Here is a 23,037-nt window from a genome sequence, read left to right on the forward strand (position 1 = left end):
AACATCTCACGACACGAGCTGACGACAACCATGCACCACCTGTCACTTTGCCCCCGAAGGGGAAGCTCTATCTCTAGAGTGGTCAAAGGATGTCAAGACCTGGTAAGGTTCTTCGCGTTGCTTCGAATTAAACCACATGCTCCACCGCTTGTGCGGGCCCCCGTCAATTCCTTTGAGTTTCAACCTTGCGGTCGTACTCCCCAGGCGGAGTGCTTAATGCGTTAGCTGCAGCACTGAAGGGCGGAAACCCTCCAACACTTAGCACTCATCGTTTACGGCGTGGACTACCAGGGTATCTAATCCTGTTTGCTCCCCACGCTTTCGAGCCTCAGCGTCAGTTACAGACCAGAGAGCCGCCTTCGCCACTGGTGTTCCTCCATATATCTACGCATTTCACCGCTACACATGGAATTCCACTCTCCTCTTCTGCACTCAAGTCTCCCAGTTTCCAATGACCCTCCCCGGTTGAGCCGGGGGCTTTCACATCAGACTTAAGAAACCGCCTGCGCTCGCTTTACGCCCAATAAATCCGGACAACGCTTGCCACCTACGTATTACCGCGGCTGCTGGCACGTAGTTAGCCGTGGCTTTCTGGTTAGATACCGTCAAGGGATGAACAGTTACTCTCATCCTTGTTCTTCTCTAACAACAGAGTTTTACGATCCGAAAACCTTCTTCACTCACGCGGCGTTGCTCGGTCAGACTTTCGTCCATTGCCGAAGATTCCCTACTGCTGCCTCCCGTAGGAGTTTGGGCCGTGTCTCAGTCCCAATGTGGCCGATCACCCTCTCAGGTCGGCTATGCATCGTGGCCTTGGTGAGCCGTTACCTCACCAACTAGCTAATGCACCGCGGGTCCATCCATCAGCGACACCCGAAAGCGCCTTTCAAATCAAAACCATGCGGTTTCGATTGTTATACGGTATTAGCACCTGTTTCCAAGTGTTATCCCCTTCTGATGGGCAGGTTACCCACGTGTTACTCACCCGTTCGCCACTCTTCTTTTTCCGGTGGAGCAAGCTCCGGTGGAAAAAGAAGCGTACGACTTGCATGTATTAGGCACGCCGCCAGCGTTCGTCCTGAGCCAGGATCAAACTCTCATAAAAAGTTCGAACAATCTCGCGATTGTTAAGCTCAATTTGTTTGCTAGCATATTGCTTGCTTGTTAAAAATGCTTGTTGTCTTGAATTGAATCAAGACGCCCTACACATTTGGTTTGTCTTACTTTGTTCAGTTTTCAAAGGTCTACTTCATCGGAAGTGTTTTTCCGATTTATTTTCGGCTGCCGTAGCAACTTTTATATCATACCAGAGCGACAAGTGATTGTCAACTCTTTTTTAAAAGTTTTTTTCGATTTCGTTTTTCAAAATCTTTCAGCAACTCATTTATCATAACTCATCGTTTGTTATTTGTCAAGAACTTTTTTGAAGTTTTTTTCGATAGAATCAAGCTTCGCAAGCTATTCTTTTTTAACGACTCAGTTATCTTATCATGTCGTTAGCAACATGTCAATAACTTTTTTGTTATGTTTTTGAAGAAATATTTCCTTCTGTCTTTTGGACAAGTAATAATATACCAACTAAATTTATCTTGGTCAACGAATTTTTTGTATTTTTTCAAGTTTTTTTCAATAAGCGATTATTCACTACTTTTCTTTCTTCATCGTTCGCTTTCGGCTCCATTAATGTCTGCAATATTTGATAACAGCTTTTGAACATTCGTTATTGTTTGTTGCTTTCTACATAGCAAAAGCTGCCTAAGGAGTCCCCTAGACAGCTTTTATTTGATTATCTCATTGTTGGGAATAGTAGAACGTCCCGAATGGATTGAGCGTCAGTTAGCAGCATCACTAATCTGTCAATCCCGATACCTAGACCACCAGTTGGTGGCATACCGTATTCTAATGCTTCCAAGAAGTCTTCGTCTACACCGTGAGCTTCATCGTTCCCTAGTTCACGTTCTTTTTCTTGTGCTTCAAATCGTTCTCTTTGATCAATTGGATCGTTTAGTTCTGTAAAGGCATTAGCAAATTCGCGTCCTACGATAAACAGTTCGAATCGGTCTGTGAATCGAGGATCTTCTGGATTTTTCTTCGCTAACGGCGAAACTTCGACTGGATGTCCGTAAACAAATGTCGGTTGTGTCAACGTTTCTTCAACAAACGTTTCAAAGAATTCATTGATAACATGTCCGACTCCCATCGCTTCTGTTACTTCTACGTTATGCTTTTCAGCTAAGGCTAATGCTTCTTCCAATGTCATTTCTTTCCAGAAATCTACACCAGTTTGTTCTTTGATTGCATCTACCATATGGATACGTTTAAAGTCGCTTTCTAAGTCAACAGCTTGTCCATCATATGTGATTTTCGCTGTCCCTAGTACTTTTTGAGCTGCGTTACGGATAATACCTTCTGTCAGATTCATTACATCATTGAAATCAGTATATGCTGTGTATGCTTCTAACATCGTAAATTCTGGATTATGCGTAGTGTCAATCCCTTCATTACGGAAAACACGACCGATTTCATAAACTTTTTCCATTCCGCCGACAATTAGTCGTTTCAAATGAAGCTCCAACGCGATACGCAAATATAAATCAATATCCAGTGCATTATGGTGCGTGATGAACGGACGAGCAGCGGCTCCACCTGCCTCATTATGCAATACTGGCGTTTCTACTTCGATATAGCCATTGCCATCTAAATAACGACGGATCTCGCTGATAATTTGGCTTCGTTTCATAAATCGGTCAAAGCTTTCGCGATTACTGATCAAATCCAAGTAGCGTTGTCTGTAGCGTTGTTCAATATTCGTCAAGCCATGGTATTTATCTGGCAGTGGACGAAGTGCTTTTGACAAAATCGTGATTTCTGAAGCTTTGATAGAAACTTCGCCTGTGTCTGTTTTCATGATTTGTCCAGTTACACCAAAGAAATCTCCAAGGTCTGCATGTTTGAATACTTCATAGGCTTCATCACCTACTTGGTCTTTTCTCACATAAATTTGAATTTGGCCTTCACGATCTTGTAGATGCGCAAATCCAGCTTTTCCTTTTCCTCGGCGAGTCATCATACGACCAGCTACACTAGCGGTCAATCCCATCTCTGCTAGTTCTTCTTTTGTTCTTGGATCAAATAGTTCATGCAATTCTTCTGAGTTGTGTGTGCGTTCAAATCTTTTTCCAAATGGATCGATTCCATCTTCACGCAATTGTTCCATTTTTTGACGACGTACAAGCATTTGATCATTTAAATCTTCTACTTGATGTTGTTGTTCCTGTGTCACAAAAGTTCCTCCATTCTCATGTTAATCTCTTTCCTATAATGCCAATGAAACACAAAAAAAGCAAGCCGAACTTGGAATTTCGGCTTGAAAATTCACGAAAAACTTAGAAATCACAACGTTTGTTTCAATAGTACTTTTTCCGTTTTTTCTACAAATTGATCCAGCAGATCATTGATTTCTTGCTGATTTTCTGTCTGATTGATTGCTACTTTCACTTTTGCTGCTCGAGGAATCCCTTTTAAATAATAAGCCGCATGTGTTCTGAATTCTCTACATGCTACTTTTTCTCCTTTGAGATCTGCTAAGCGTTGTAAATGAAGTTTAGCTGTAGCAATCTTTTCGGCTGGTGTTGGCTCAGGAATCAATTCTCCTGTTTCTAGATAATGCTGTGTACGATGAATCATCCATGGGTTTCCCAAAGCTGCCCGGCCAATCATCACACCGTCTGCACCAACATAATCAAGCATCCGTTTTGCATCTTCGGGTGTTTTGACATCCCCGTTCCCCATAAATGGGATGGTGAGATGTTTTTTTACTTCTTTTAATATTTCCCAATCTGCTTTTCCCTCATACATCTGAACCCGTGTACGCCCGTGCATAGCGATGGCACTTGCTCCAGCTGATTGTGCTGCTAATGCATTTTCTACAGCAAAGACGTGTTCTTCATCCCAACCGATACGCATCTTGACCGTTACAGGGATATCCACTGCTGAAGAAACAGCTTGGACCATTTCGTATACTTTCTCAGGATCTAAAAGCCACTTTGCCCCTGCTTCTGCTTTGATCACTTTGTTTACTGGACAGCCCATATTGATGTCTATTATATCTGCAGCTGTGTTTTCTTCGACAAATTGAGCAGCTTCAACTAGGCTGTCTTTGTTCCCGCCAAATATCTGTAAACTTAATGGATGTTCTGTTTCTTCAATGTGGAGCATCTCTAAAGTTTTTTTGTTTCTGAAATGGATACCTTGGTCACTGATCATTTCACATACGACTAAGCCTGCACCAAATTCTTTGACAGTGACTCGAAATGCTGAATTTGTTATTCCAGCCATCGGCGCAACAACGACACGATTAGGGATTTCAACATTGCCGATTTTCCATTTGTGTTCCACTTAAATTCCTCCTAAGGCTTCTTTCTTCAATCCAGCTAATTCTTCTTCACTATACTTGTATTTATTGTTACAGAAAGAGCATACCGCTTCTGCTCCATGATCTTCATCTATCATTGCTTGGATTTCTTCTGCACCTAGCGCGATAATTGCTTCTGCAAATTTTTCTTTCGAACAGTCACATTTGAATTGAATAGGCATTTTTTCTAAAACGTTCAGCTCTTCTGTATCAAGCAATCCCTTCAATATTTCTTCTGGTGTCTGTCCTTCATCTAAGAGAGTAGAGATTCTTGGTGTTGTTTTTAATTGTTCCTCAATCTTGCTGATTGTTTCTTCATCGGCACCTGGCATGATTTGAATCATGAATCCACCCGCTGTCTTGATACTGTCATCAGTATTGACCAGTACACTTAGTCCAACAGCTGAAGGGATTTGTTCTGAGATAGCGAGATAGTAAGTAAAATCTTCAGCGATTTCTCCAGAAACAATTGGCGTTTGTCCAGAAAAAGGTTCTTTTAATCCTAAATCTTTTGTGACAGTAAACATCCCTTGTGTCCCAACTGCTCCTCGCACATCGATTTTACCTTCACTATTCAAAGGAAGACTGAGATGCGGATTTTTGATGTAGCCTTTCACATCTCCCTTCCCATTTGCATCTACTACGATTCCCGCTGCTGGACCATCGCCTTGGATTCGAACAGTTAGTTTATCTTCTCCTTTAAGTGTTGCACCAAGCAGCAGACTGCCCACTAATGTTCGTCCTAAAGCAGCTGAGGACGTATGCCAAGTATCATGACGTCTTTGTGCTTCCGCTACGGTATTTGTTGCTTGAACGGCGTATGCTCGTACGAATCCGTCGTGAGCAAGTGCCTTAACCAGATAATCTTTCATTTGTTATGTACTCCTTTTTCCGTTTTTAAACTCATAGTGAATCATACTAGCAACTCCTGCTTTTTTCAACTTTGGAATGCTTCTTTTAAAAATAATTCAGAATCATCTAGAAAACAGGACATCATTCTATTTACATCTTAAATAAAGAAATCTCCCGAAAACCGGTTTTTGTTCCGGTTTTCGGGAGTCCTATCAGATCAATTGACCTATATTTTTTTATTTGTATCGATCGTCTGAATGATCATCTTCTGATTGTTGAGAATCTGAATCATGCTCTGCTTTATTTTCCTCATGCAGTTCATGTTTTGCTTCTTCAAAATCACGTTTTTCTTCTGCTTGTTTTTCAGCGTCTTTTTCTTCCAAAGCACGTTTTGCTTCTTCAAAAGTTTTCGCTTCTTTTTCGCTTGGATAATCATTTGACTCAGTACCTTCAGGCATCACACCGTGTTCGAATAACGATTTGATTGCTTTGGCATCCAATGTTTCGAATTCCAGAAGTTTTTCAGCAATCAATTTATGCTGTGCACGATGCGCTTCGATGATTTCATGAGCTTTGGCATGAGCTTCCATCAAAATCTTGCGTACTTCTTGATCAATTTCGAAAGCAACTTGTTCAGAGTAAGCTTTTGTTTGACCGTAGTCGCGGCCAACGAACACTTGATGATTGCCTTCATATTGAACGGGACCTAAACGATCGCTCATTCCATATTCTGTTACCATGCTTCGTGCTAAAGCTGTCGCTTGTTCAAAGTCATTGGAGGCACCAGTTGATTGGACATTGAAGATGATTTCTTCAGCTGTACGTCCACCAAGCAAGCCTACGATTTGTTCAAACATATCTTCTTTTGTCATCAAGAACTGATCTTCTTTTGGCAAAGCGATCATATATCCACCGGCGCGTCCGCGAGGGATAATCGTTACTTTGTGGACGACCCGAGCGCGACTTAACACTAATCCGACAATCGTATGACCAGCTTCGTGATAAGCAACCATTTCGCGTTCTTTTTTGCTGATTACACGATCTTTTTTAGCTGGACCTGCAATCACGCGATCTTCCGCTTCATCGATATCAGAAGCATCGATTTTCTTTTTATTTCTTCTAGCAGCTACTAGCGCCGCTTCGTTCAAGACGTTTTCCAAATCTGCTCCGGCAAACCCTGGAGTCTGTTGAGCAACAACTTTCAAGTCAACATCATCGGCCATCGGTTTATTCCGTGCATGGACACGTAAGATTGCTTCACGTCCTTTTACATCTGGACGGCCAACTAAAATTTGACGGTCAAAACGTCCGGGACGTAGTAACGCTGGATCTAGTACGTCAGAACGGTTAGTTGCAGCAATGACGATTACTCCTTCATTTCCGTCGAAACCATCCATTTCTACAAGCAATTGGTTCAATGTTTGTTCGCGTTCATCATGTCCGCCGCCCATACCGGCACCACGTTGACGACCTACTGCATCAATTTCATCGATGAAAATGATAGCCGGTGCGTTTTTCTTCGCTGTTTCAAACAAATCACGAACACGGCTTGCCCCGACACCGACAAACATTTCTACGAAATCAGAACCTGAGATCGAATAAAATGGTACGCCAGCTTCTCCGGCAACAGCTTTTGCTAACAAGGTTTTACCTGTTCCTGGAGGTCCTTCTAAAAGTACACCTGCCGGGATACGGGCACCTAATTCAACAAATCGGCGAGGATCTTTCAGAAATTCAACAACTTCAACTAGTTCTTGTTTTTCTTCTTCCGCACCCGCTACATCAGAAAAACGTACGCGATTAGCTTTTTTGTCTGCTTCTTTGGCTTTTGATTTACCAAAGTTCATGACACGGCCGCCACCGCCACCGCCGCCGCCTTGTTGTCCCATCATCATGTAGAAGAAAAAGATGATGATCACGATCGGCAAGAAGCTAAGCAATAACGAAACCCATACGCCGCTGCTTGATTCTTCTTTTACTGTTGTAGCAACTTTGTTTTCTTTTGCCAGTTCTGTTACTTGGCTCAATGTTGTATCATTTGGCAAAATGATTGTTGTGAAATGGGTAGTAGTCGTATCTGTTGAACCCAAGATAGCTAACCCGCCGCTGTTAGCGACTGTCTGCTGTTCCTTGTATTCACCAGTGATCTTATATACACCATTTGCAGGCTGCACTTCAAACTCTTTGATTTTGCCTGCTTGTAGTTGTTCTGTGAATTTTGAGTACTCGATATCTGACGATCGCTGGCCGTTATTACCAAAAATGAAATAAACGACCATTACCATCGCTAAGATTACGAGGACATAATACAAGGCATTTTTCATCATGCCATTGTTCTTTTTGTTCATAGTTGCCCTCCCTAAGCGTCAATTTAATTTAACAGTTTTTTATCAATCCTGACCATTCTATTGTACCATAATTTAATTGAGATACAGCATTAATTTGATTGATAAACACTAGGTTTCAATACACCGATGTACGGAAGGTTACGATATGCTTCTGCATAATCCAGGCCATAACCGACAACAAATTCATTTGGTACGTTGAACCCAACATAATCTGCTTCGATGTTTACTACTCTTCCTTCGGGTTTGTCAAGTAGTGTAACGATTTTGACTGATTTAGCTTTGCGGTATTTGAAAAGATCCACTAAATAAGCGAGTGTTCTTCCGCTGTCAATGATATCTTCAACGATCAACAGATCGCGACCTTCTACATTTGTATCCAAGTCTTTGACGATTTTTACTTCCCCTGACGAGACTGTTGCATTCCCGTAGCTTGAAACATCCATGAAATCCAATTCCAAATACGTATCGATAGAACGAACGATATCTGCCATGAATGGTACCGCTCCTTTTAAGACACCTACTACTAGGGGATTGGTGTTTTGGTAAATTTCTGTTAACTCTTTGCCTAGTTCTTTGCAACGAATTTTTATCTCTTCTTGTGAGATCAAAATTCTCTCAATATCCTTTTCCAACATCAGGTTCTCCTTCCAATTGCTTCTTTTTGATATTTGTAAAGAAGTATGTAGTGTATTTTATCAGTTTCTTCACGAATACTCAAATATGAAAAGGCAAAAGGTATCAAGCTATATATATTTCTTTTGGCATCTGTAATGATCCAAGCATGCTGCCTTTGTGAATTAGGTACTTTCTGATCGATAAAATATCTAGATACTTTTTTTGTAAGTTTCTCCGTTAATTGAATACGGTCTCCTGCTTTTCTTTTTTCGACATATAGTTGCACATCGGCGGGAACCCAAATGTCATGAGAAAACAGAGACCATGAATCTGTTGCTTTGATGTCCTCTGAATGTTCAGGTTTGAGCAGACCAATCCATTCTGTTTCGTTCAACTGTATCCCTTGTTCTGGAATAAGCAACAAGCGCTGATCTTCTGTCTGAGCAGTGGCTTGTTTTTCTTTTTTAGCGAGTACAACAAAATGGTACTCTCTTTTCAGTACCCAGTTGCTGCCGATGCTAAGCTGCCATTGACTTTTTTTCTGTTGCCACTGCTCTAAAATCGATGTCATTTGCTGCTCTTTCAAAATGACCCCTGTTTCTGAGAATACTTTGTCGAAGAAGGAGTGGAAAAAATAGTATCGTTCCGCTTCTTCCATTTTTTCTATCATTTCTGCTGAAAATTGAAATCGATCCTTTAACTGTTCGACTTCCTTTTCGATTAACTGCCCCATACATTTTTGAATGACTTGGTCTGCCCATTGAATCTGTTGCGAAAACTGCTGAAAATGTCTCATCACCTGGGTGTTTTCTTGTTTTAACTGAGGAACAACCAAATGGCGAAGCCGATTTCTTTGGACATCTAATAATTGGTTCGTCTGATCCTCAAAGTAAACAAGCTGTGATTCTGCTGCATAAGCATATAATTCTTCTTTACTGAAACTCAGCAATGGACGAACAAGCCTGCCCGTAGCAAATGGTTGTACTTCTTTGATTCCAGAAAAAGTACTTAACTGTCCTCCACGAATGATTTTCATCAACACCGTCTCGATTTGATCATCTCCATGATGAGCAGTCATCAACGTATCATATTGTTCTTCTTCCATCACGCGAGTGAATGCTTGATAACGAAAGTTACGGGCTGCTGTTTCTATGGCCGTTTTGTCCGGATCTTCCCAAACACTTACATATAAAGGGAGATTCTTCTTTTCACAATATGAGCGAAGATAAGCAGCTTCTTCTGCTGATTCTTCTCTCAATTGGTGATTGATATGGACGACGCCCAAAGAAAAACCGATTTGGCGTTGCGCTTGCAAAAGCAAATGGAGCAAAACCATCGAATCAACCCCACCTGATACCGCTGCTAAAATCCTTGATTCTTTTTGCCAGAATCTTTGTTCATTCCCGTGCCGAATAAATGACTGCTGCAATAGCGGTACTTTTTTACCGTCTTTTTCAACGCTCATTCTTTCCACACCCTTTCTTCCTAAAAAAAGAGAGCGGGAAAACGTCTAAAACGACAATTAACCTGCCCTCTGTTGATACTCTGACTAAAATAGTCGCATCATCATTATTTTCAGCTTTATTAGCTGCGGCGTCCGCCACGACCACCGCGTTTTCCTTCTGTGTTTCGCTTCAATGAAGATAAGCGGTCATCGCTATCTTTCAAAAATGAACTCATCAATGAATCGAAGTCTTCTTTTTGAGCTGAAGGCTGACTGCGAGAAAAAGATTTTTTCTGTGCTGGACGATTGCGGTTGTCACGGGAATCTTTTTGTTGAAATTTTTTAGGACGGCTTTCTTCTCCAGATTCTACAGGTTGTTCCTGCGCTTTGCGGATAGATAGTCCGATTTTCCCATCATCATTTACTGAAATAACTTTGACTGTTACTTCATCTCCTACACTTAAAACATCATGGATGTCTTTTACATATCCATTTGACACTTCGCTAATATGAACTAGACCCGTTTTTCCAGCACCTAGATCAATAAACGCACCAAAATTTGTAATTCCTGATACTTTTCCTTGCAGTTTTGCTCCTACCTCGATTGACATAAAAAAAATGTTCCTCCTAATTATTTCCCTTTTTTATATTCCTGCTTATTTTGCAGTTGTAGAACTAGTTGATTGATCTGTTTCATTTGTCGAGCTGTCTGTATTTGATTCTAATATAGGATAAACTTTTTCACCGTCTTTTGAGTAAAAGAATTTGCTTCTGGCAAGTTTAGCTACATATTCATCATCTTTCAGCAATGAAACATCTTGGTGCAGCTGATCAACGTCTGCGTTGACTTCTTTCATTTCAGCATTTGCTTCGACTCTCAATTCGTTCAATTGATGCATCCTTTGCATATCATGGAAAATCTGCACACCTATTATCGCGAAAATGACCAAAGCACCAACAAAAATTGCAGCCAGTCTGCGTCTTCGAAAAATCAGTTGTCGTTGTTGTTGCTGAAATTCAGCATACTTTTTCTTTGCATATTCCGTATCTAGCGCAGCGATTTTATTGCTTTTTTTCGTCACTTGGATTCGCTCCAATCTTTTTTGATTGTCTTTCTCATTATACCAATATCATGAAAGCTTGTCTAATCTATTTCTCTAGTGTTTCTGTGCGATTTTCAGAAATAATTTCGTACATTTTTTGTGCATCTTCTTTTTTGGTCGATTCATGTAATTCCGTAATTTTCACTTCCAATGTTTTGTTGCCGAACTGGACTTTCAAAATGTCGCCTACTTTGACGTCACTGGAAGATTTTGCCAATTTTCCGTTGATTTGGATCCTTCCTTTATCAGCCACTTCTTTTGCTACTGATCGTCTTTTGATGATTCGGGATATTTTTAAAAATTTGTCTAATCGCATATCTTATTCCTCACTTTTTGATTTTTTTGTTTAATCGTAGAATTTTCTTACCAAATGGCAACATGAGCCACTCTCTTACTGTAAACAGACGGAGACGAATCACTGCATAAATGAACACAGATGCGCCAACCCCAACGCCTATCACACTGACAAAAAAAGCAGTGGAACGATGAGTTACAGGACCAAACACTATATTCAATACACCATAATACAGCAGCAGGACTGCTGTCATACAAAGAAGGCTGATAATCAACTTCCGCCCAAAATGTCGTTCTTTCCAAAAAGCATTTAGCTCTTTCGTTTCGATTCGGACAAAATACCAAAGCGTCACACCTAATCCTAAAAGGGTAGACAGGCTTGCTCCGGCTGTTCCTAATAAACCAGTTAGAAAAGAAGTAGTCAATCCTTTTACCAAGAGCCCCCATCCTGCTCCTTTTAAAGAAGGGCGAAAAGAGTTCTTGCTTTGAGCAATACTTTGATAGGCTTGGATGACTGCAGTAAAAGCAATGGAAAAAACAAACAATACAAGCGCTGCATTTCCTGCATAATCTTTAAACAACGCATAATTAATATAAGGAAGCAGTAAGGCTAATCCTAAAGATGCAGCTAATGCCAAAGCGGTCGTCAATCTAAGATAGATTTTGGCTGTCTGCAAAAACTGACGATAGATCCGATTGGTCAAATGACGGGTCAATGCAGGCAGAAATGTCGCACTTAATGCGGTGGCAATCACTAAACCTAATTGAACCAAAGGCTGCCCTCGGTCATAGACCCCTTTTGCTATCTTCGCACCATATTCCGATAGACCGTAAACTTCCAAAGCATTTTTTACAAAGAAAGAGTCGATCAGCTGAAAAAAGATGAGTAATCCGCTATAAATCGAAACCAGACCGCCTTCTACTAGAAAGCGTCGGATCAAAGATTTTGGTGGCTGTTTGAATAATGGGAACCGGCGGAAGCTTAATACTCCTCCATGAATCTTTTGTTCATAGTAGTGAAGGATTCCATATGCGCATAACCCGCCAAAAACGGCTCCACTCATCGCTGCCGTCCCTGTTTGGTACACCGTCCATCCGAGCTTTCTAAAAGCAAATGCACTACAGACGATTACAGAAACACGAACGAACTGCTCAACTACTTGAGAAACTGCCGTTGGTTCCATCAAAAATCTTCCTTGAAAATTCCCTCGATAAAAAGATAAACCAGGCATCAGCAAAAAGGTAAAAGAAACTACTTGGATCAGTGGTTTCAATTGTATATCCCCCATCATCCAAGCAATCCAACTGCTAAATGAAAAGACAAACAGCCACAGAAAGACGCCTGTCCAAAACACCAAGGGATAAAGACTTTGCAAAGCTTGCTTTCGCTCGAAAGGATTCTTTCTTTCTGCAACGTACTTTGATATGAACTGCGGAAGACCTGATAAAGCTAAAGTCATTGCTATACCATAAATTGGATAAACTTGCTGATAAACATAAAAACCTTCGTCGCCGACTAAGTTTTGGAGGGGAATTCGGTAAAGGGCACTTAATACTTTTGCTATGAAAGAAGCAATCGTCAGTACAAATGCTCCTTGCATGACGCGCCGCATTTCTTTATGATCCAAATCGTTGCTCCTTCCTACGCTGACAGATATTTTTGCTCACGCAATGCTTTGACAAACTTTTGGATTTCCTGAAGCCACACTGCTTCTTCCATTTGGTTTGGAATCGTCAAGCGTATCACCATCTGTTCTTTTTCAACGCCTAGACTGGCTTTTAGTTTCGTCGCCGTTAGCGCTTCGAATAATTGTTCCACGCTGTAGCGTTTCGTTCCAACTTTGCTTAGAGTAAAGACGATATGCGGCTCCTGTTTCCTTATCGTTTCCAAGAGCGCTCGATCGCCATCCATTTTAATCTGTCCGATTGTCAGGAGGTGTGCTACTTCTTCTGGGTATTCTCCAAAACGGTCGAGCAGATCATCTTCCAGTTCATCTAGCATTTCTTGCGAATCAAGTTCACGAATTCGTTTATAGATCTCGATTTTCTGCCGCTGATCTGCCACGTATGTTTCAGGTAGATATGCGTCAACACCGAGGTCGATCTCAACAGTGGTCTTCTCCACTTGACTATTCTTTCCTTGTTTACGAGACACTGCTTCGCTCAGCATTTGAGAATACATATCGAAACCGACTGCATCAATAAATCCATGTTGCTGAGCACCTAAGAGATTACCTGCACCGCGAATGGAAAGATCACGCATCGCAATTTTGAACCCAGATCCCAGTTCTGTAAAATCTTTGATTGCCTGAAGACGCTTTTCACTGACTTCATTAAGGATCTTCTGCTGCTCATACATAAAGTAAGCATATGCGACGCGGCTACTTCTTCCTACCCGTCCGCGTAATTGATATAACGTGGATAAACCCATATAATCAGCGTTCTCAACAAACAATGTATTTGCGTTCGGGATATCCACTCCTGTTTCAATGATGGTCGTAGTGACAAGAACATCATACTGACCTTCAATAAATTCAAAGAGCGTATTTTCTAATTGCGCCTCTGTCATTTGTCCATGAGCATAGCCGATCCGCGCTTCCGGAACGAGTTCTTGGATTTCTTCTACTTTTTGTTCGATCGTTTCTACTCGATTATATAAATAGAATACTTGTCCACCTCGTCCCATTTCTCGATGGATTGCTTCGCGGATAGCCCCAGGATTTTTTTCCATAACATATGTTTGGATCGGATAACGATTCGCAGGCGGTGTTTCGATTACTGAAAGATCTCGCACGCCTAGCATCGACATATGCAAAGTTCTCGGAATCGGTGTTGCTGTCAGAGTCAAAACATCCACTTGTGCACGTAACTGTTTCAATCGTTCTTTATGTTTTACACCAAAACGTTGTTCTTCGTCAATGATCAATAGACCCAAATCGCTAAATTCAATATCTTTTGACAAGATTCGATGGGTTCCTACAACAATATCAACTTGACCTGTGCGCAGTTGTTCGATGGTTTCTTTTTGTTGCTTTCTTGTTCTGAAACGACTTAATAGCCCGATATTTACGGGGAAACCTTCAAATCTTTCCAGCATCGTTTCATAGTGCTGCTGTGCCAAGATCGTTGTTGGAACTAAAAAGGCTACTTGTTTGCTTTCCTTTATCGCTTTAAAGGCCGCTCGAAGCGCTACTTCTGTTTTCCCATAACCAACATCACCTACGAGTAGTCGATCCATTGGTTTTTCTTTTTCCATATCCCGCTTGATCTCCGCTGCACTTCTCAACTGGTCGTCTGTTTCAGAATAAGGGAAAGCATTTTCAAATTCTTTTTGGTAGGCGTCATCAGGACCAAAAGCATATCCTTTTTCTGATTCTCTTGCTGCGTATAGTTTGATTAAATCGTCAGCGATATCTTCGATTTTCGAAGATACTTTTCGTTTAGTTTTCGTCCATTCACTTCCGCCTAACTTATTGATGCGAGGTGCTTTGGCTTCCGAGGCGACATATTTTTGGATCAGATTCAGTTGAGTAACAGGAATAAACAGTTTGTCGTCGTTTTGATACAAAATAGTCATATAGTCTTGGTGAACGCCATCTACTTCTAGCGTTTCCATCCCAATGTATTTCCCGATACCATGATTGGCATGGACAACGTAATCTCCTGCTTTTAACTCATTATAGCTTTTCAATCGCTCTGCGTTTGTTACTGTTTGTCGTCTCGTTTGTTTTTTCGTCGTTTTTTGGAAAATTTCTTTTTCTGTGATAGCTACTATTTTTTCTTGAGGAAGTTCAAAACCAGCCTGCAAAGCTCCTTCAACTAATTGTACCTGTCCTCTGATCAATGCATTTTTTTCTGTTTCTACTACTAATATATCTTCATCTCGAAGCATTTGTTCTGCTTTACGTATTCTGTCCTTTGTCGGAATAAAGATCACAACAGTCTGTTTTTGCTTGCGCCAACGATCCATTTCTGTTTTCAGCAATGGCATTTGTCCGAAGAACTGTTGCATCGTCCGATAGTGAAAATTATGGATTGCTTGGAAACGAAGATTTCCCATCCCTTTTTGGAAGAGTGAGAAAAAGGTTGTAGTAAATTTTTCCTTTTGAACGATTCTTTGTACATCTGCTGAAAATGACTGCTCAGAAAAAACCCGCAATTCGCTGATTTTTTGAGTATGCCATTCTGCCGCTTCCCTTTCGATTTCCCGATTTGTTTCCATGATCCGCTGGTAATCATCAACGACTAGTAAACTATTTGAAGGAAAATAATCCAAGATCGTTACAAATTCTTGGTAAAGAAGATCTGAGTAGAATTTTGCTTCTTCTGTCGGGATACCTGCTTGCCAACTTGAAGTCATCTGACCGAAGTAATCTTGTAAAAACTCGCGGTCTGCTTCTTCTGTGGTCGCAGCAAGCCGTTTTTCTAGCATTTTTTGCATTTGCTCTATTCCATGTTCCAGATCCTCTGGTCCATAGACTTGTTCACTCGTTGGAGAAACCCAGATTTCTTCCGTTTTTTCGATTGAACGTTGTGTTTCTGCTTCAAAATACCGCATAGAATCTATCTCTACATCAAATAATTCTACACGAATAGGATAGTTTGTTGTTAATGGGTAAATATCGACGATGCTTCCTCGAATACTGAATTCTCCGGGTTTTGCGACCATTTCTTCTCGTACATAGCCCATCAAAGTCAATTGGCGAGGAAGATTTTCCACATCTATCTCATCACCAACATGCCAATTCAATTGCGCCTGTAGCCAAGTTTTCTTATTCGGCAGCCGCTTGTGCAAAGCTGCGACTGGCAACAAATAGATACCTGCTTTTTTTTCTTGAAGTGCGTTGAGCGTTGCGACTCTCTCGCCTCGCGCTTCTGGAGAAGAAAAGGCCATTTCAGCAGAAAGCACTTCATCCACTGGAAATAAATGGATCTGATCCTGCGGAATCACATGTTGCAGATCTTCTGCTAACTGATTGGCATAATACAAATTTGGCATCAGAATGATCATATTTTTATTTGTTTTCTTAAATGCTCGAGCAAATAGAAGCGTCTTCGCTGAGCCAGCTAATCCTGTGATTAGTTGTCTAGGCATTTTTTCTTCTAAATTGCTGATCCATTCTTTTACTTGCGGATCTTTTCCGACTAATTGAATGATATCCATTCCTTTTCCTCCTTTCTCAATTGAATTGATTCATCGCATCCACGAACGAATGCCCTTCTATGAGATATTCGACTGCTTTAACAGATTGAAATATGCTTTCTTCTATCAAAGGCTGATTTTCTTTGCTGAAAGGACTAAGCACATGCTGGACCACTGTTTTTTTTCCTTCTGGTCTGCCGATTCCCACCTTGATTCGATCAAAGACATTCGTATTCAAATGGGAAATGATACTTTTGATACCATTATGCCCGCCGGCACTCCCCTTTTGACGGAGCCGGATCTTTCCTACTGCCAGATCCAAATCATCGTAGATGACGACTAATTCTTCTGGATAAATCCCAAAATAAGTCATTAACGGTCCGACTGCACGACCAGATTCATTCATAAATGTCTGTGGTTTGACTAGAAGGATCTTTTCTCCATTATGAAAAAATTCGGCAACTTCTGCTTCGAATGGATTTTTTTTGAAAGTAGCTTGATGTTCGCGTGCAATTTGATCCACGACCATAAAGCCGATATTGTGTTTAGTATATTGGTATTTGGTACCTGGGTTTCCTAACCCGACGATCATTTTCATTTTTGTTTTTCCACCTAATTCTAAAAACAGCACAAAAGGCTGGACTGCTAATTAGCGGTCCAGTCCATCGAGCTTTTTTTCTTTTTTATACTGTCAATGTATAGTATACCACAAAACAAAGCGTTTCGGCTAAAAGAGAATCGTTAATAAATGATAAAGAAATTAAAAATTTCTTCAAAGTTTAATGAAATAATTGATTTATAAAAATAGTGAAATAACGCACATGTAAGCTTTTACATATAATACAACCTTGTTATCTGTTATATTTTATAGCCAAATAGCGTGACATGGGGCTTGAGAAATGTTAGCATAAGCATGGGAAAAAACAAATCAATGGAAGGATTGATACTAAATGACTGCAGCTGCAGAAAAAAAAGATCATCAAAAAGTTATTCTTGTTGGAGACGGCGCCGTAGGTTCTAGCTATGCCTTTGCTCTAGTTACTCAAAATATTGCTCAAGAAGTAGGTATCGTGGATATCAATACTGCTAAAACTGAAGGAGACGCAATTGACTTGTCTCACGCTTTGGCATTTACTTCACCTAAAAAAATCTACTCTGCTACTTACGCAGACGCACATGATGCTGACTTAGTTGTTATTACAGCTGGCGCACCACAAAAACCAGGTGAAACTCGTTTAGACTTAGTAAACAAAAACTTAAAAATCAACCGCGATGTTGTCACACAAATCGTTGAATCAGGATTTAACGGTATCTTTTTAGTTGCCGCTAACCCAGTAGATATTTTGACTTACTCAACTTGGAAATTCTCAGGTTTCCCTAAAGAACGCGTTATCGGTTCAGGTACGTCTCTTGACTCTGCTCGTTTCCGTCAAGCACTTGCGGAATTAGTTGACGTTGATGCACGTAACGTCCATGCTTACATCTTAGGTGAACACGGAGATTCAGAATTCCCAGTTTGGTCACATGCAAATGTTGCCGGCTTGCAAATCTATGAATGGGTGAAAAACAACCCTGAAATCGATGAAGAAGCTATGGTTAACCTATTCTTCGGCGTACGTGACGCTGCTTACACAATTATCGAGAAAAAAGGTGCTACTTTCTATGGTATCGCAGTAGCATTAGCACGTATCACTCGTGCCATCTTAGATGATGAAAATGCTGTTCTTCCTTTATCAGTCTTCATGAATGGCGAATATGGATTGAACGACATCTACATTGGTGCACCTGCTGTTATCAACCGTCAAGGTATCCAAAAAGTAATCGAAATTCCTTTAAGCGACAGCGAACAAGACCGCATGGCTGCTTCTGCTAAACAATTAAAAGAAATTCTAGATGAAGCTTTTGCTAAACTAGACGCTGAATAATTTTTGAATATGACGGAAAACATCTAAACGGTGTTTTCCGTTTTTTTATTTTATCACTCTTCTGGTTTCTAAATTTTTTCATAAAGAAGAGATAACCTTCGTCTTTTCGTCTAAATTATGCTATCATGAGACCGTTCCACCCTAAACTTTTACTTAAGGAGTTGTCGATATGACAAGATCTTCGCATCGAAAAAAATCGAAACATGTTGCTTTGCTTTCAGCTCTTGGTGTTCTCTTAGTGCTGATTAGCTTTTATACCTATCGCAGTACATACTACACAAAACATTTTTTGCCGAATACGGAAATCAACGGAATAAATGTCAGCGATCTAACAGTCGAAAAAGCAAATGAAAAATTAAAAGAAGCTTATTCCGATAAAAAATTAGCTATTAAAGAAGATGGAAAAGTCTGGCAGGAAGTACCAAAATCTGAGCTCGGCTATAAAGATGATTTCACTTCTGAGCTTTCTCCGATCCTAAATGAACAAAACGGATGGACTTGGGGAATGACTTATGTTTCAGCAGCGGAAAAACAAGAAATCGATCCTATCAGTCAAGACCACCAGAAACTGGATACTACCGTTCAGACATTGACAACTAAACTGACTGATCTGAATAAAGACCGGACACCTACAACTGATGCAACAATTGAAAAATCAGGCGACTCTTTTGTTATCAAGCCTGAAGTCAATGGAAATACCATCAACGTCGATGCTGCGGTCAAACAAATAAAAAGTGCAGTAAATTCCGGTAAAGATACGATTGAATTAACTGAGTTCAAAGAAAAACCAAAAGTAACCTCCGGAGACAGTTCACTGAAAGAACAGCTCGAATCCATGAATGCTATCGCAAAAGTAAAAGCTACTTACAGTATAAACGGTGAGACTTTCCAGATTCCATCAAGTGATATCATGAGCTGGCTGACCTACGACGGAAAAGTCGATTTAGATACAGAACAAGTACGTCAATATGTAACAGATTTAGGCACAAAGTATAACACAAGTACGAATGACACAAAATTTAAAAGTACAAAAAGAGGAGAAGTTACGGTCCCAGTTGGCACTTACAGCTGGACGATCCAAACAGATAGCGAGACAGAAGCGTTGAAAAAAGCTATTCTGACAGGCCAAGACTTTACTCGTTCTCCGATTGTGCAAGGTGGCACAACCGCTGATCATCCATTGATCGAAGATACGTATATCGAAGTTGATTTAGAGAACCAGCATATGTGGTATTATAAAGACGGAAAAGTAGCCCTTGAAACAGATATCGTTTCCGGAAAGCCATCTACACCTACACCTGCTGGGGTCTTCTATGTTTGGAATAAAGAAGAAGATGCAACTTTAAAAGGAACAAATGACGACGGAACGCCTTACGAGAGTCCAGTAAATTACTGGATGCCGATTGACTGGACAGGTGTTGGTATCCATGATTCTGACTGGCAACCTGAATACGGCGGAGATTTATGGAAAACCCGCGGTTCACATGGCTGTATCAACACTCCGCCAAGTGTAATGAAGGAATTATTCGGGATGGTCGAAAAAGGAACACCTGTATTGGTCTTCTAACAAAAAAGAATTGATAAAAAGAACGCACCAGTACGAATCGTACAGGTGCGTTCTTACTTATTATCTCAACTATGCGCTTGCTTACATTTCAGCAGCAGTAAAGACTTCTGAGACATCATCATCGTCTTCTAGCTTATCTACTAGACGTTCCAATTGCTCCCGTTGTTCCTCATTTAAATCGATCGTCGTTTGTGGGATCATCGTCAATTCTGCTTGCGCTAAAGTGAACTCTTTTTCCAGCTCATCTCGTACAGCAGCAAAATCTTCTGGTGCAGTATAAATCTCGAACACTTCAGGAGAAGTTTGCAGATCTTCTGCCCCCGCCTCTAATACATCTTCAAACATCGTCTCTTCATCCACAGCCAACCCATCGCGTTCAATGACGATATACCCTTTACGATCAAACAAGTAACTGACTGAACCCGTTTCTCCCAGTGACCCGCCGTTTCGAGTAAAAGCTACTCGGACATTTGTCGCTGTCCGATTACGATTATCCGTCAATGCATGGACTAAGATTCCTACTCCACCCGGACCATATCCTTCATACGTGATTTCATCGTAATTTGTTTCATCTACGGCACTGGTAGCCTTTTTAATCGCCCGTTCTACATTGTCGTTTGGCATATTTGCAGCTTTTGCTTTGTCCACAACAAGCCGCAGAGCTGGGTTCATGGATGGATCAGGACCGCCTGCTTTAGCTGCCATATAGATTTCACGAGAAAGTTTCTGAAAGACTTTTCCTCGTTTCGCATCTTGGGCATTTTTTCTTCCTTGGATATTATGCCACTTACTATGTCCTGACATGATTTTTCCTCCCTTGTTCTTTTGAGAATACACTTCTATTCTAGTACTATTTCACAAAAAAACAAAGCCACAGCCAATCTATAAACGCTTCTTGAATGCCGCAAAAAGCACACATAATACCACAGCAGTCAGAGCACCGATCGAATCCAACATGACATCTTGGAACATAGGTGTTCGTCCACCGGTCATCATTTGATGGAATTCGTCCAAACCTGCGTATCCTGTTGCTGAAAGCCAAGCAAGGATCGCTGTCAGCCACCAAATTTTTAGTTTAGGGAAAACACCTAAAAACAAGCTACCACCCAAAACAAAATAAGTACCAAAATGTGCGCCTTTTCTTAAAAAGAACTCTACAAATTTGGCGTAGCCCAGATGGTCGATACTCACGATACTTCCACCATAATTAAAATGTATACCTGCTAATGTGTCCTTAAATGGCTGATTAGGAAGCCAGCTTTCTAATCGCGAAACTTGTGATTGCTGTCCGTAAGTTTGAGAAGAACTGTAAAATAAGATGGCAACGACTATAAGTGCGATCACTAAATAAATATTTCCGTTTTTCAGTTGTTTTTTTGAAGAATTCATAAGTCACCTCTGTATTTATCTTAGACTTTTTTTGAAGAAACAACAATCATTTTCATAGAGACTTCTTCTATAAAAAAGTGCTATACTTAATTTTGTATTACAATATGAAGGGAGTTTTTTCATGAGTTATTCATTAAATTGGGATCTAGAATCTATTTTCCCCGGAGGAAGTCATTCTGATGCTTTGAACCAACGGATGAAGCAATTGGAAGACCAAACGAACGAATATTATCAACGTGTAACAAAATGGTCACCTAGTTCTGACAATGCAGAGCAGCTAAAAGCGGTTCTTCAATTGCAAGAAACGATTACGAACGGCTTTACCCAATGCAACAGCTATATTACTGCATTGCTTTCTGCCAATGTCAATGATTCAGATGCAAAGATCTTATCAGGTAAGCTTTACGCCTTGCTTCCTCGTCTACAATCAGCCGAAACAGTATTGTCGAAGAAATTTGCAGAAATATCTGACAATGATTGGAATCAGATGCTTTCCCATGGTTCGTTTGAAACAATCGCGTTTCGTTTAAACGAGATCCGTCGTGACGGTTCACAATTATTATCAGAAGCTGAAGAGAACATTATCAACACGCTCTCATTAGATGGTCTAAATGCCTGGAGCAGTCATTATGATACGATTGTAGCCAGCATTTCGATTCCCTTCGAACAAGATGGTCAAGTTGTCGAATTATCTGCTGGCCAAGCCTTCAATAAGATGATGGGCGATCCAGATCCAAAAGTCAGAGAAACACTTTTCGCAGCATGGGAAAAAGCATGGAAAGAAAAGGCTCCCCTCTTCACAGATACTTTGAATCATTTAGATGGTTTCAGACTTTCTAACTATGAACTTCATGGCATCACAGATTTTCTGCAAAAACCATTAGAATACAACCGTTTGAAAAAAGAAACATTGTCTGTCATGTGGGAGACGATCCAAAAAAACAAACAACCCCTTGTTGATTACTTGACTAGAAAAGCCAATCTTTTCGGTAAAGAAAAAATGGAATGGCAGGATCAAGATGCACCTATTATTTTAGGCGATTTGAAAGAAAAAACCTTTAGTTTTGACGAAGCAGCTGCATTTATTATCGAAAACTTTAATAAATTCAGTCCAAAAATGGCTAAATTCGCACAATCTGCTTTTGAAAAGAGCTGGATCGAAGCAGAAGATCGTCCTGGAAAACGTCCTGGTGGCTATTGTACTGAGTTACCAGAAACAAAAGAATCAAGGATCTTTATGACCTACAGCAATTCTGTTAATGAGGTTGCGACACTTGCTCATGAATTGGGTCATGCTTTCCATAGCAGCACGATGTGGGACTTGCCTTCTTTAAATCGCGAATACGCAATGAATGTCGCAGAAACAGCAAGTACATTCGCAGAACTGATCGTAGCCGATGCTACATTAAAAGCCGCAAAAACAAAAGAAGAAAAAATCAATTTGCTAGATACAAAACTGCAAAATGCTTTAGCTATGTTCATGAATATCCATTCTCGATTCATTTTTGAAAATCGATTCTATGAAGCACGGCAAGAAGGATTAGTCTCAGAAGATAAGATCACAGAGATGATGGTTGAAGCACAAAAAGAAGGCTACCAAGGAGCTTTAGCCACTTATCATCCATATTTCTGGGCTGCAAAATTACATTTCTTTATTGATGACGTACCGTTTTATAACTTCCCATACACCTTTGGCTACCTGTTTAGTTTAGGCATTTATGCTTACGCTAATCAAAAAGGGGCAAATTTCGAAGAAGAATATATCCATTTACTACGTGATACTGCTTCAATGACGACGGAAGAGCTTGCAAAGAAACATTTGAATGTCGATCTCACTCAACCAGATTTTTGGCAAGCAGGTATCGATATGGTGATTGAAGATATCCAAACGTTCATGGAATTGACAGAAGAATTCATCTGATTTCTATTTTCTCTCAATAAAA

Annotated in this window: 17 protein-coding genes and 1 rRNA gene (1 of these 18 running past the window's edge); 3 read left to right on the top strand and 15 right to left on the bottom strand. The window is 40.5% G+C overall.

Annotation, left to right across the window (positions count from 1 at the left end):
• From QK255_RS11700 to pth, 13 genes are all read right to left on the bottom strand, one after another.
• Nucleotides 1–1,105 (bottom strand): 16S ribosomal RNA (locus QK255_RS11700) (it extends 456 nt beyond the left edge of the window).
• Between the two features lie 681 nt (nucleotides 1,106–1,786).
• Nucleotides 1,787–3,283 carry a lysine--tRNA ligase gene (gene lysS, locus QK255_RS11705; RefSeq protein WP_002290948.1) on the bottom strand — a complete coding sequence of 499 codons (1,497 nt, stop codon included), beginning with the start codon at nucleotides 3,281–3,283 and terminating at the stop codon, nucleotides 1,787–1,789.
• A gap of 110 nt (nucleotides 3,284–3,393) precedes the next feature.
• Nucleotides 3,394–4,398: a tRNA dihydrouridine synthase DusB gene (gene dusB, locus QK255_RS11710; protein WP_002290947.1), complete on the bottom strand. Its 1,005-nt coding sequence runs from the start codon at nucleotides 4,396–4,398 to the stop codon at nucleotides 3,394–3,396.
• The gene (gene hslO, locus QK255_RS11715) at nucleotides 4,399–5,286 is read right to left on the bottom strand and encodes an Hsp33 family molecular chaperone HslO (RefSeq protein ID WP_002290945.1); all 888 of its coding nucleotides are present in this window, start codon (nucleotides 5,284–5,286) and stop codon (nucleotides 4,399–4,401) included.
• A 216-nt stretch (nucleotides 5,287–5,502) separates the two neighbouring features.
• Nucleotides 5,503–7,614, bottom strand: a complete 2,112-nt coding sequence (gene ftsH, locus QK255_RS11720; protein WP_002290943.1) for an ATP-dependent zinc metalloprotease FtsH — start codon at nucleotides 7,612–7,614, stop codon at nucleotides 5,503–5,505.
• Nucleotides 7,615–7,703: 89 nt separating this feature from the next.
• Nucleotides 7,704–8,249 (bottom strand): hypoxanthine phosphoribosyltransferase, encoded by a 546-nt coding sequence (gene hpt, locus QK255_RS11725; RefSeq protein WP_002290941.1) that lies wholly within the window; start codon nucleotides 8,247–8,249, stop codon nucleotides 7,704–7,706.
• On the bottom strand, nucleotides 8,249–9,694 hold the full coding sequence (tilS, locus tag QK255_RS11730; protein ID WP_283341622.1) for a tRNA lysidine(34) synthetase TilS: 1,446 nt from the start codon (nucleotides 9,692–9,694) through the stop codon (nucleotides 8,249–8,251). Before tilS ends, hpt begins: the two co-directional genes overlap by 1 nt.
• A gap of 119 nt (nucleotides 9,695–9,813) precedes the next feature.
• A complete protein-coding gene (locus tag QK255_RS11735; protein ID WP_002290937.1) occupies nucleotides 9,814–10,284 on the bottom strand; it encodes a S1 domain-containing RNA-binding protein in 471 nt (156 codons plus the stop codon).
• Nucleotides 10,285–10,329: 45 nt separating this feature from the next.
• The gene (locus QK255_RS11740) at nucleotides 10,330–10,755 is read right to left on the bottom strand and encodes an FtsB family cell division protein (protein WP_002290936.1); all 426 of its coding nucleotides are present in this window, start codon (nucleotides 10,753–10,755) and stop codon (nucleotides 10,330–10,332) included.
• 67 nt (nucleotides 10,756–10,822) lie between these two features.
• On the bottom strand, nucleotides 10,823–11,092 hold the full coding sequence (locus QK255_RS11745; protein WP_002287407.1) for an RNA-binding S4 domain-containing protein: 270 nt from the start codon (nucleotides 11,090–11,092) through the stop codon (nucleotides 10,823–10,825).
• Nucleotides 11,093–11,102: 10 nt separating this feature from the next.
• Nucleotides 11,103–12,698 (bottom strand): putative polysaccharide biosynthesis protein, encoded by a 1,596-nt coding sequence (locus QK255_RS11750; protein WP_002290933.1) that lies wholly within the window; start codon nucleotides 12,696–12,698, stop codon nucleotides 11,103–11,105.
• A gap of 14 nt (nucleotides 12,699–12,712) precedes the next feature.
• A complete protein-coding gene (mfd, locus tag QK255_RS11755; RefSeq protein WP_002290931.1) occupies nucleotides 12,713–16,234 on the bottom strand; it encodes a transcription-repair coupling factor in 3,522 nt (1,173 codons plus the stop codon).
• A gap of 16 nt (nucleotides 16,235–16,250) precedes the next feature.
• On the bottom strand, nucleotides 16,251–16,811 hold the full coding sequence (gene pth / locus QK255_RS11760; protein ID WP_002315906.1) for an aminoacyl-tRNA hydrolase: 561 nt from the start codon (nucleotides 16,809–16,811) through the stop codon (nucleotides 16,251–16,253).
• 352 nt (nucleotides 16,812–17,163) lie between these two features.
• Between pth and QK255_RS11765 the strand changes: the two genes are divergently transcribed.
• On the top strand, nucleotides 17,164–18,138 hold the full coding sequence (locus tag QK255_RS11765; protein WP_002287399.1) for an L-lactate dehydrogenase: 975 nt from the start codon (nucleotides 17,164–17,166) through the stop codon (nucleotides 18,136–18,138).
• Nucleotides 18,139–18,307: 169 nt separating this feature from the next.
• Complete coding sequence (locus tag QK255_RS11770; protein ID WP_002329834.1) at nucleotides 18,308–19,705, top strand: L,D-transpeptidase family protein; 1,398 nt, start codon at nucleotides 18,308–18,310, stop codon at nucleotides 19,703–19,705.
• Nucleotides 19,706–19,786: 81 nt separating this feature from the next.
• Here QK255_RS11770 and QK255_RS11775 read toward each other — a convergent pair whose 3' ends face one another.
• Both QK255_RS11775 and QK255_RS11780 read right to left on the bottom strand, forming a co-directional pair.
• Complete coding sequence (locus tag QK255_RS11775; RefSeq protein WP_002290927.1) at nucleotides 19,787–20,509, bottom strand: YebC/PmpR family DNA-binding transcriptional regulator; 723 nt, start codon at nucleotides 20,507–20,509, stop codon at nucleotides 19,787–19,789.
• Nucleotides 20,510–20,587: 78 nt separating this feature from the next.
• Complete coding sequence (locus tag QK255_RS11780; RefSeq protein ID WP_002290921.1) at nucleotides 20,588–21,094, bottom strand: VanZ family protein; 507 nt, start codon at nucleotides 21,092–21,094, stop codon at nucleotides 20,588–20,590.
• 121 nt (nucleotides 21,095–21,215) lie between these two features.
• Here QK255_RS11780 and QK255_RS11785 point away from each other — a divergent pair, with 121 nt between their 5' ends.
• Nucleotides 21,216–23,015: a M3 family oligoendopeptidase gene (locus QK255_RS11785; RefSeq protein WP_002290919.1), complete on the top strand. Its 1,800-nt coding sequence runs from the start codon at nucleotides 21,216–21,218 to the stop codon at nucleotides 23,013–23,015.
• The last annotated feature ends 22 nt before the right edge of the window (nucleotides 23,016–23,037 follow it).

This window comes from Enterococcus sp. ZQ21, from assembly GCF_030053755.1.
GTDB classification, from domain to species: domain Bacteria; phylum Bacillota; class Bacilli; order Lactobacillales; family Enterococcaceae; genus Enterococcus_B; species Enterococcus_B lactis.

What these genes read in the sequence shown, in the direction of transcription:
- QK255_RS11765 (WP_002287399.1), top strand. Translation starts at nt 17,164, where the DNA reads ATGACTGCAGCTGCAGAAAAAAAAGATCATCAAAAAGTTATTCTTGTT.
- QK255_RS11780 (WP_002290921.1), bottom strand. Translation starts at nt 21,094, where the DNA reads ATGAATTCTTCAAAAAAACAACTGAAAAACGGAAATATTTATTTAGTG.
- QK255_RS11745 (WP_002287407.1), bottom strand. Translation starts at nt 11,092, where the DNA reads ATGCGATTAGACAAATTTTTAAAAATATCCCGAATCATCAAAAGACGA.
- QK255_RS11785 (WP_002290919.1), top strand. Translation starts at nt 21,216, where the DNA reads ATGAGTTATTCATTAAATTGGGATCTAGAATCTATTTTCCCCGGAGGA.
- mfd (WP_002290931.1), bottom strand. Translation starts at nt 16,234, where the DNA reads ATGGATATCATTCAATTAGTCGGAAAAGATCCGCAAGTAAAAGAATGG.
- ftsH (WP_002290943.1), bottom strand. Translation starts at nt 7,614, where the DNA reads ATGAACAAAAAGAACAATGGCATGATGAAAAATGCCTTGTATTATGTC.
- tilS (WP_283341622.1), bottom strand. Translation starts at nt 9,694, where the DNA reads ATGAGCGTTGAAAAAGACGGTAAAAAAGTACCGCTATTGCAGCAGTCA.
- QK255_RS11770 (WP_002329834.1), top strand. Translation starts at nt 18,308, where the DNA reads ATGACAAGATCTTCGCATCGAAAAAAATCGAAACATGTTGCTTTGCTT.
- QK255_RS11735 (WP_002290937.1), bottom strand. Translation starts at nt 10,284, where the DNA reads ATGTCAATCGAGGTAGGAGCAAAACTGCAAGGAAAAGTATCAGGAATT.
- hpt (WP_002290941.1), bottom strand. Translation starts at nt 8,249, where the DNA reads ATGTTGGAAAAGGATATTGAGAGAATTTTGATCTCACAAGAAGAGATA.
- QK255_RS11775 (WP_002290927.1), bottom strand. Translation starts at nt 20,509, where the DNA reads ATGTCAGGACATAGTAAGTGGCATAATATCCAAGGAAGAAAAAATGCC.
- pth (WP_002315906.1), bottom strand. Translation starts at nt 16,811, where the DNA reads ATGAAAATGATCGTCGGGTTAGGAAACCCAGGTACCAAATACCAATAT.
- hslO (WP_002290945.1), bottom strand. Translation starts at nt 5,286, where the DNA reads ATGAAAGATTATCTGGTTAAGGCACTTGCTCACGACGGATTCGTACGA.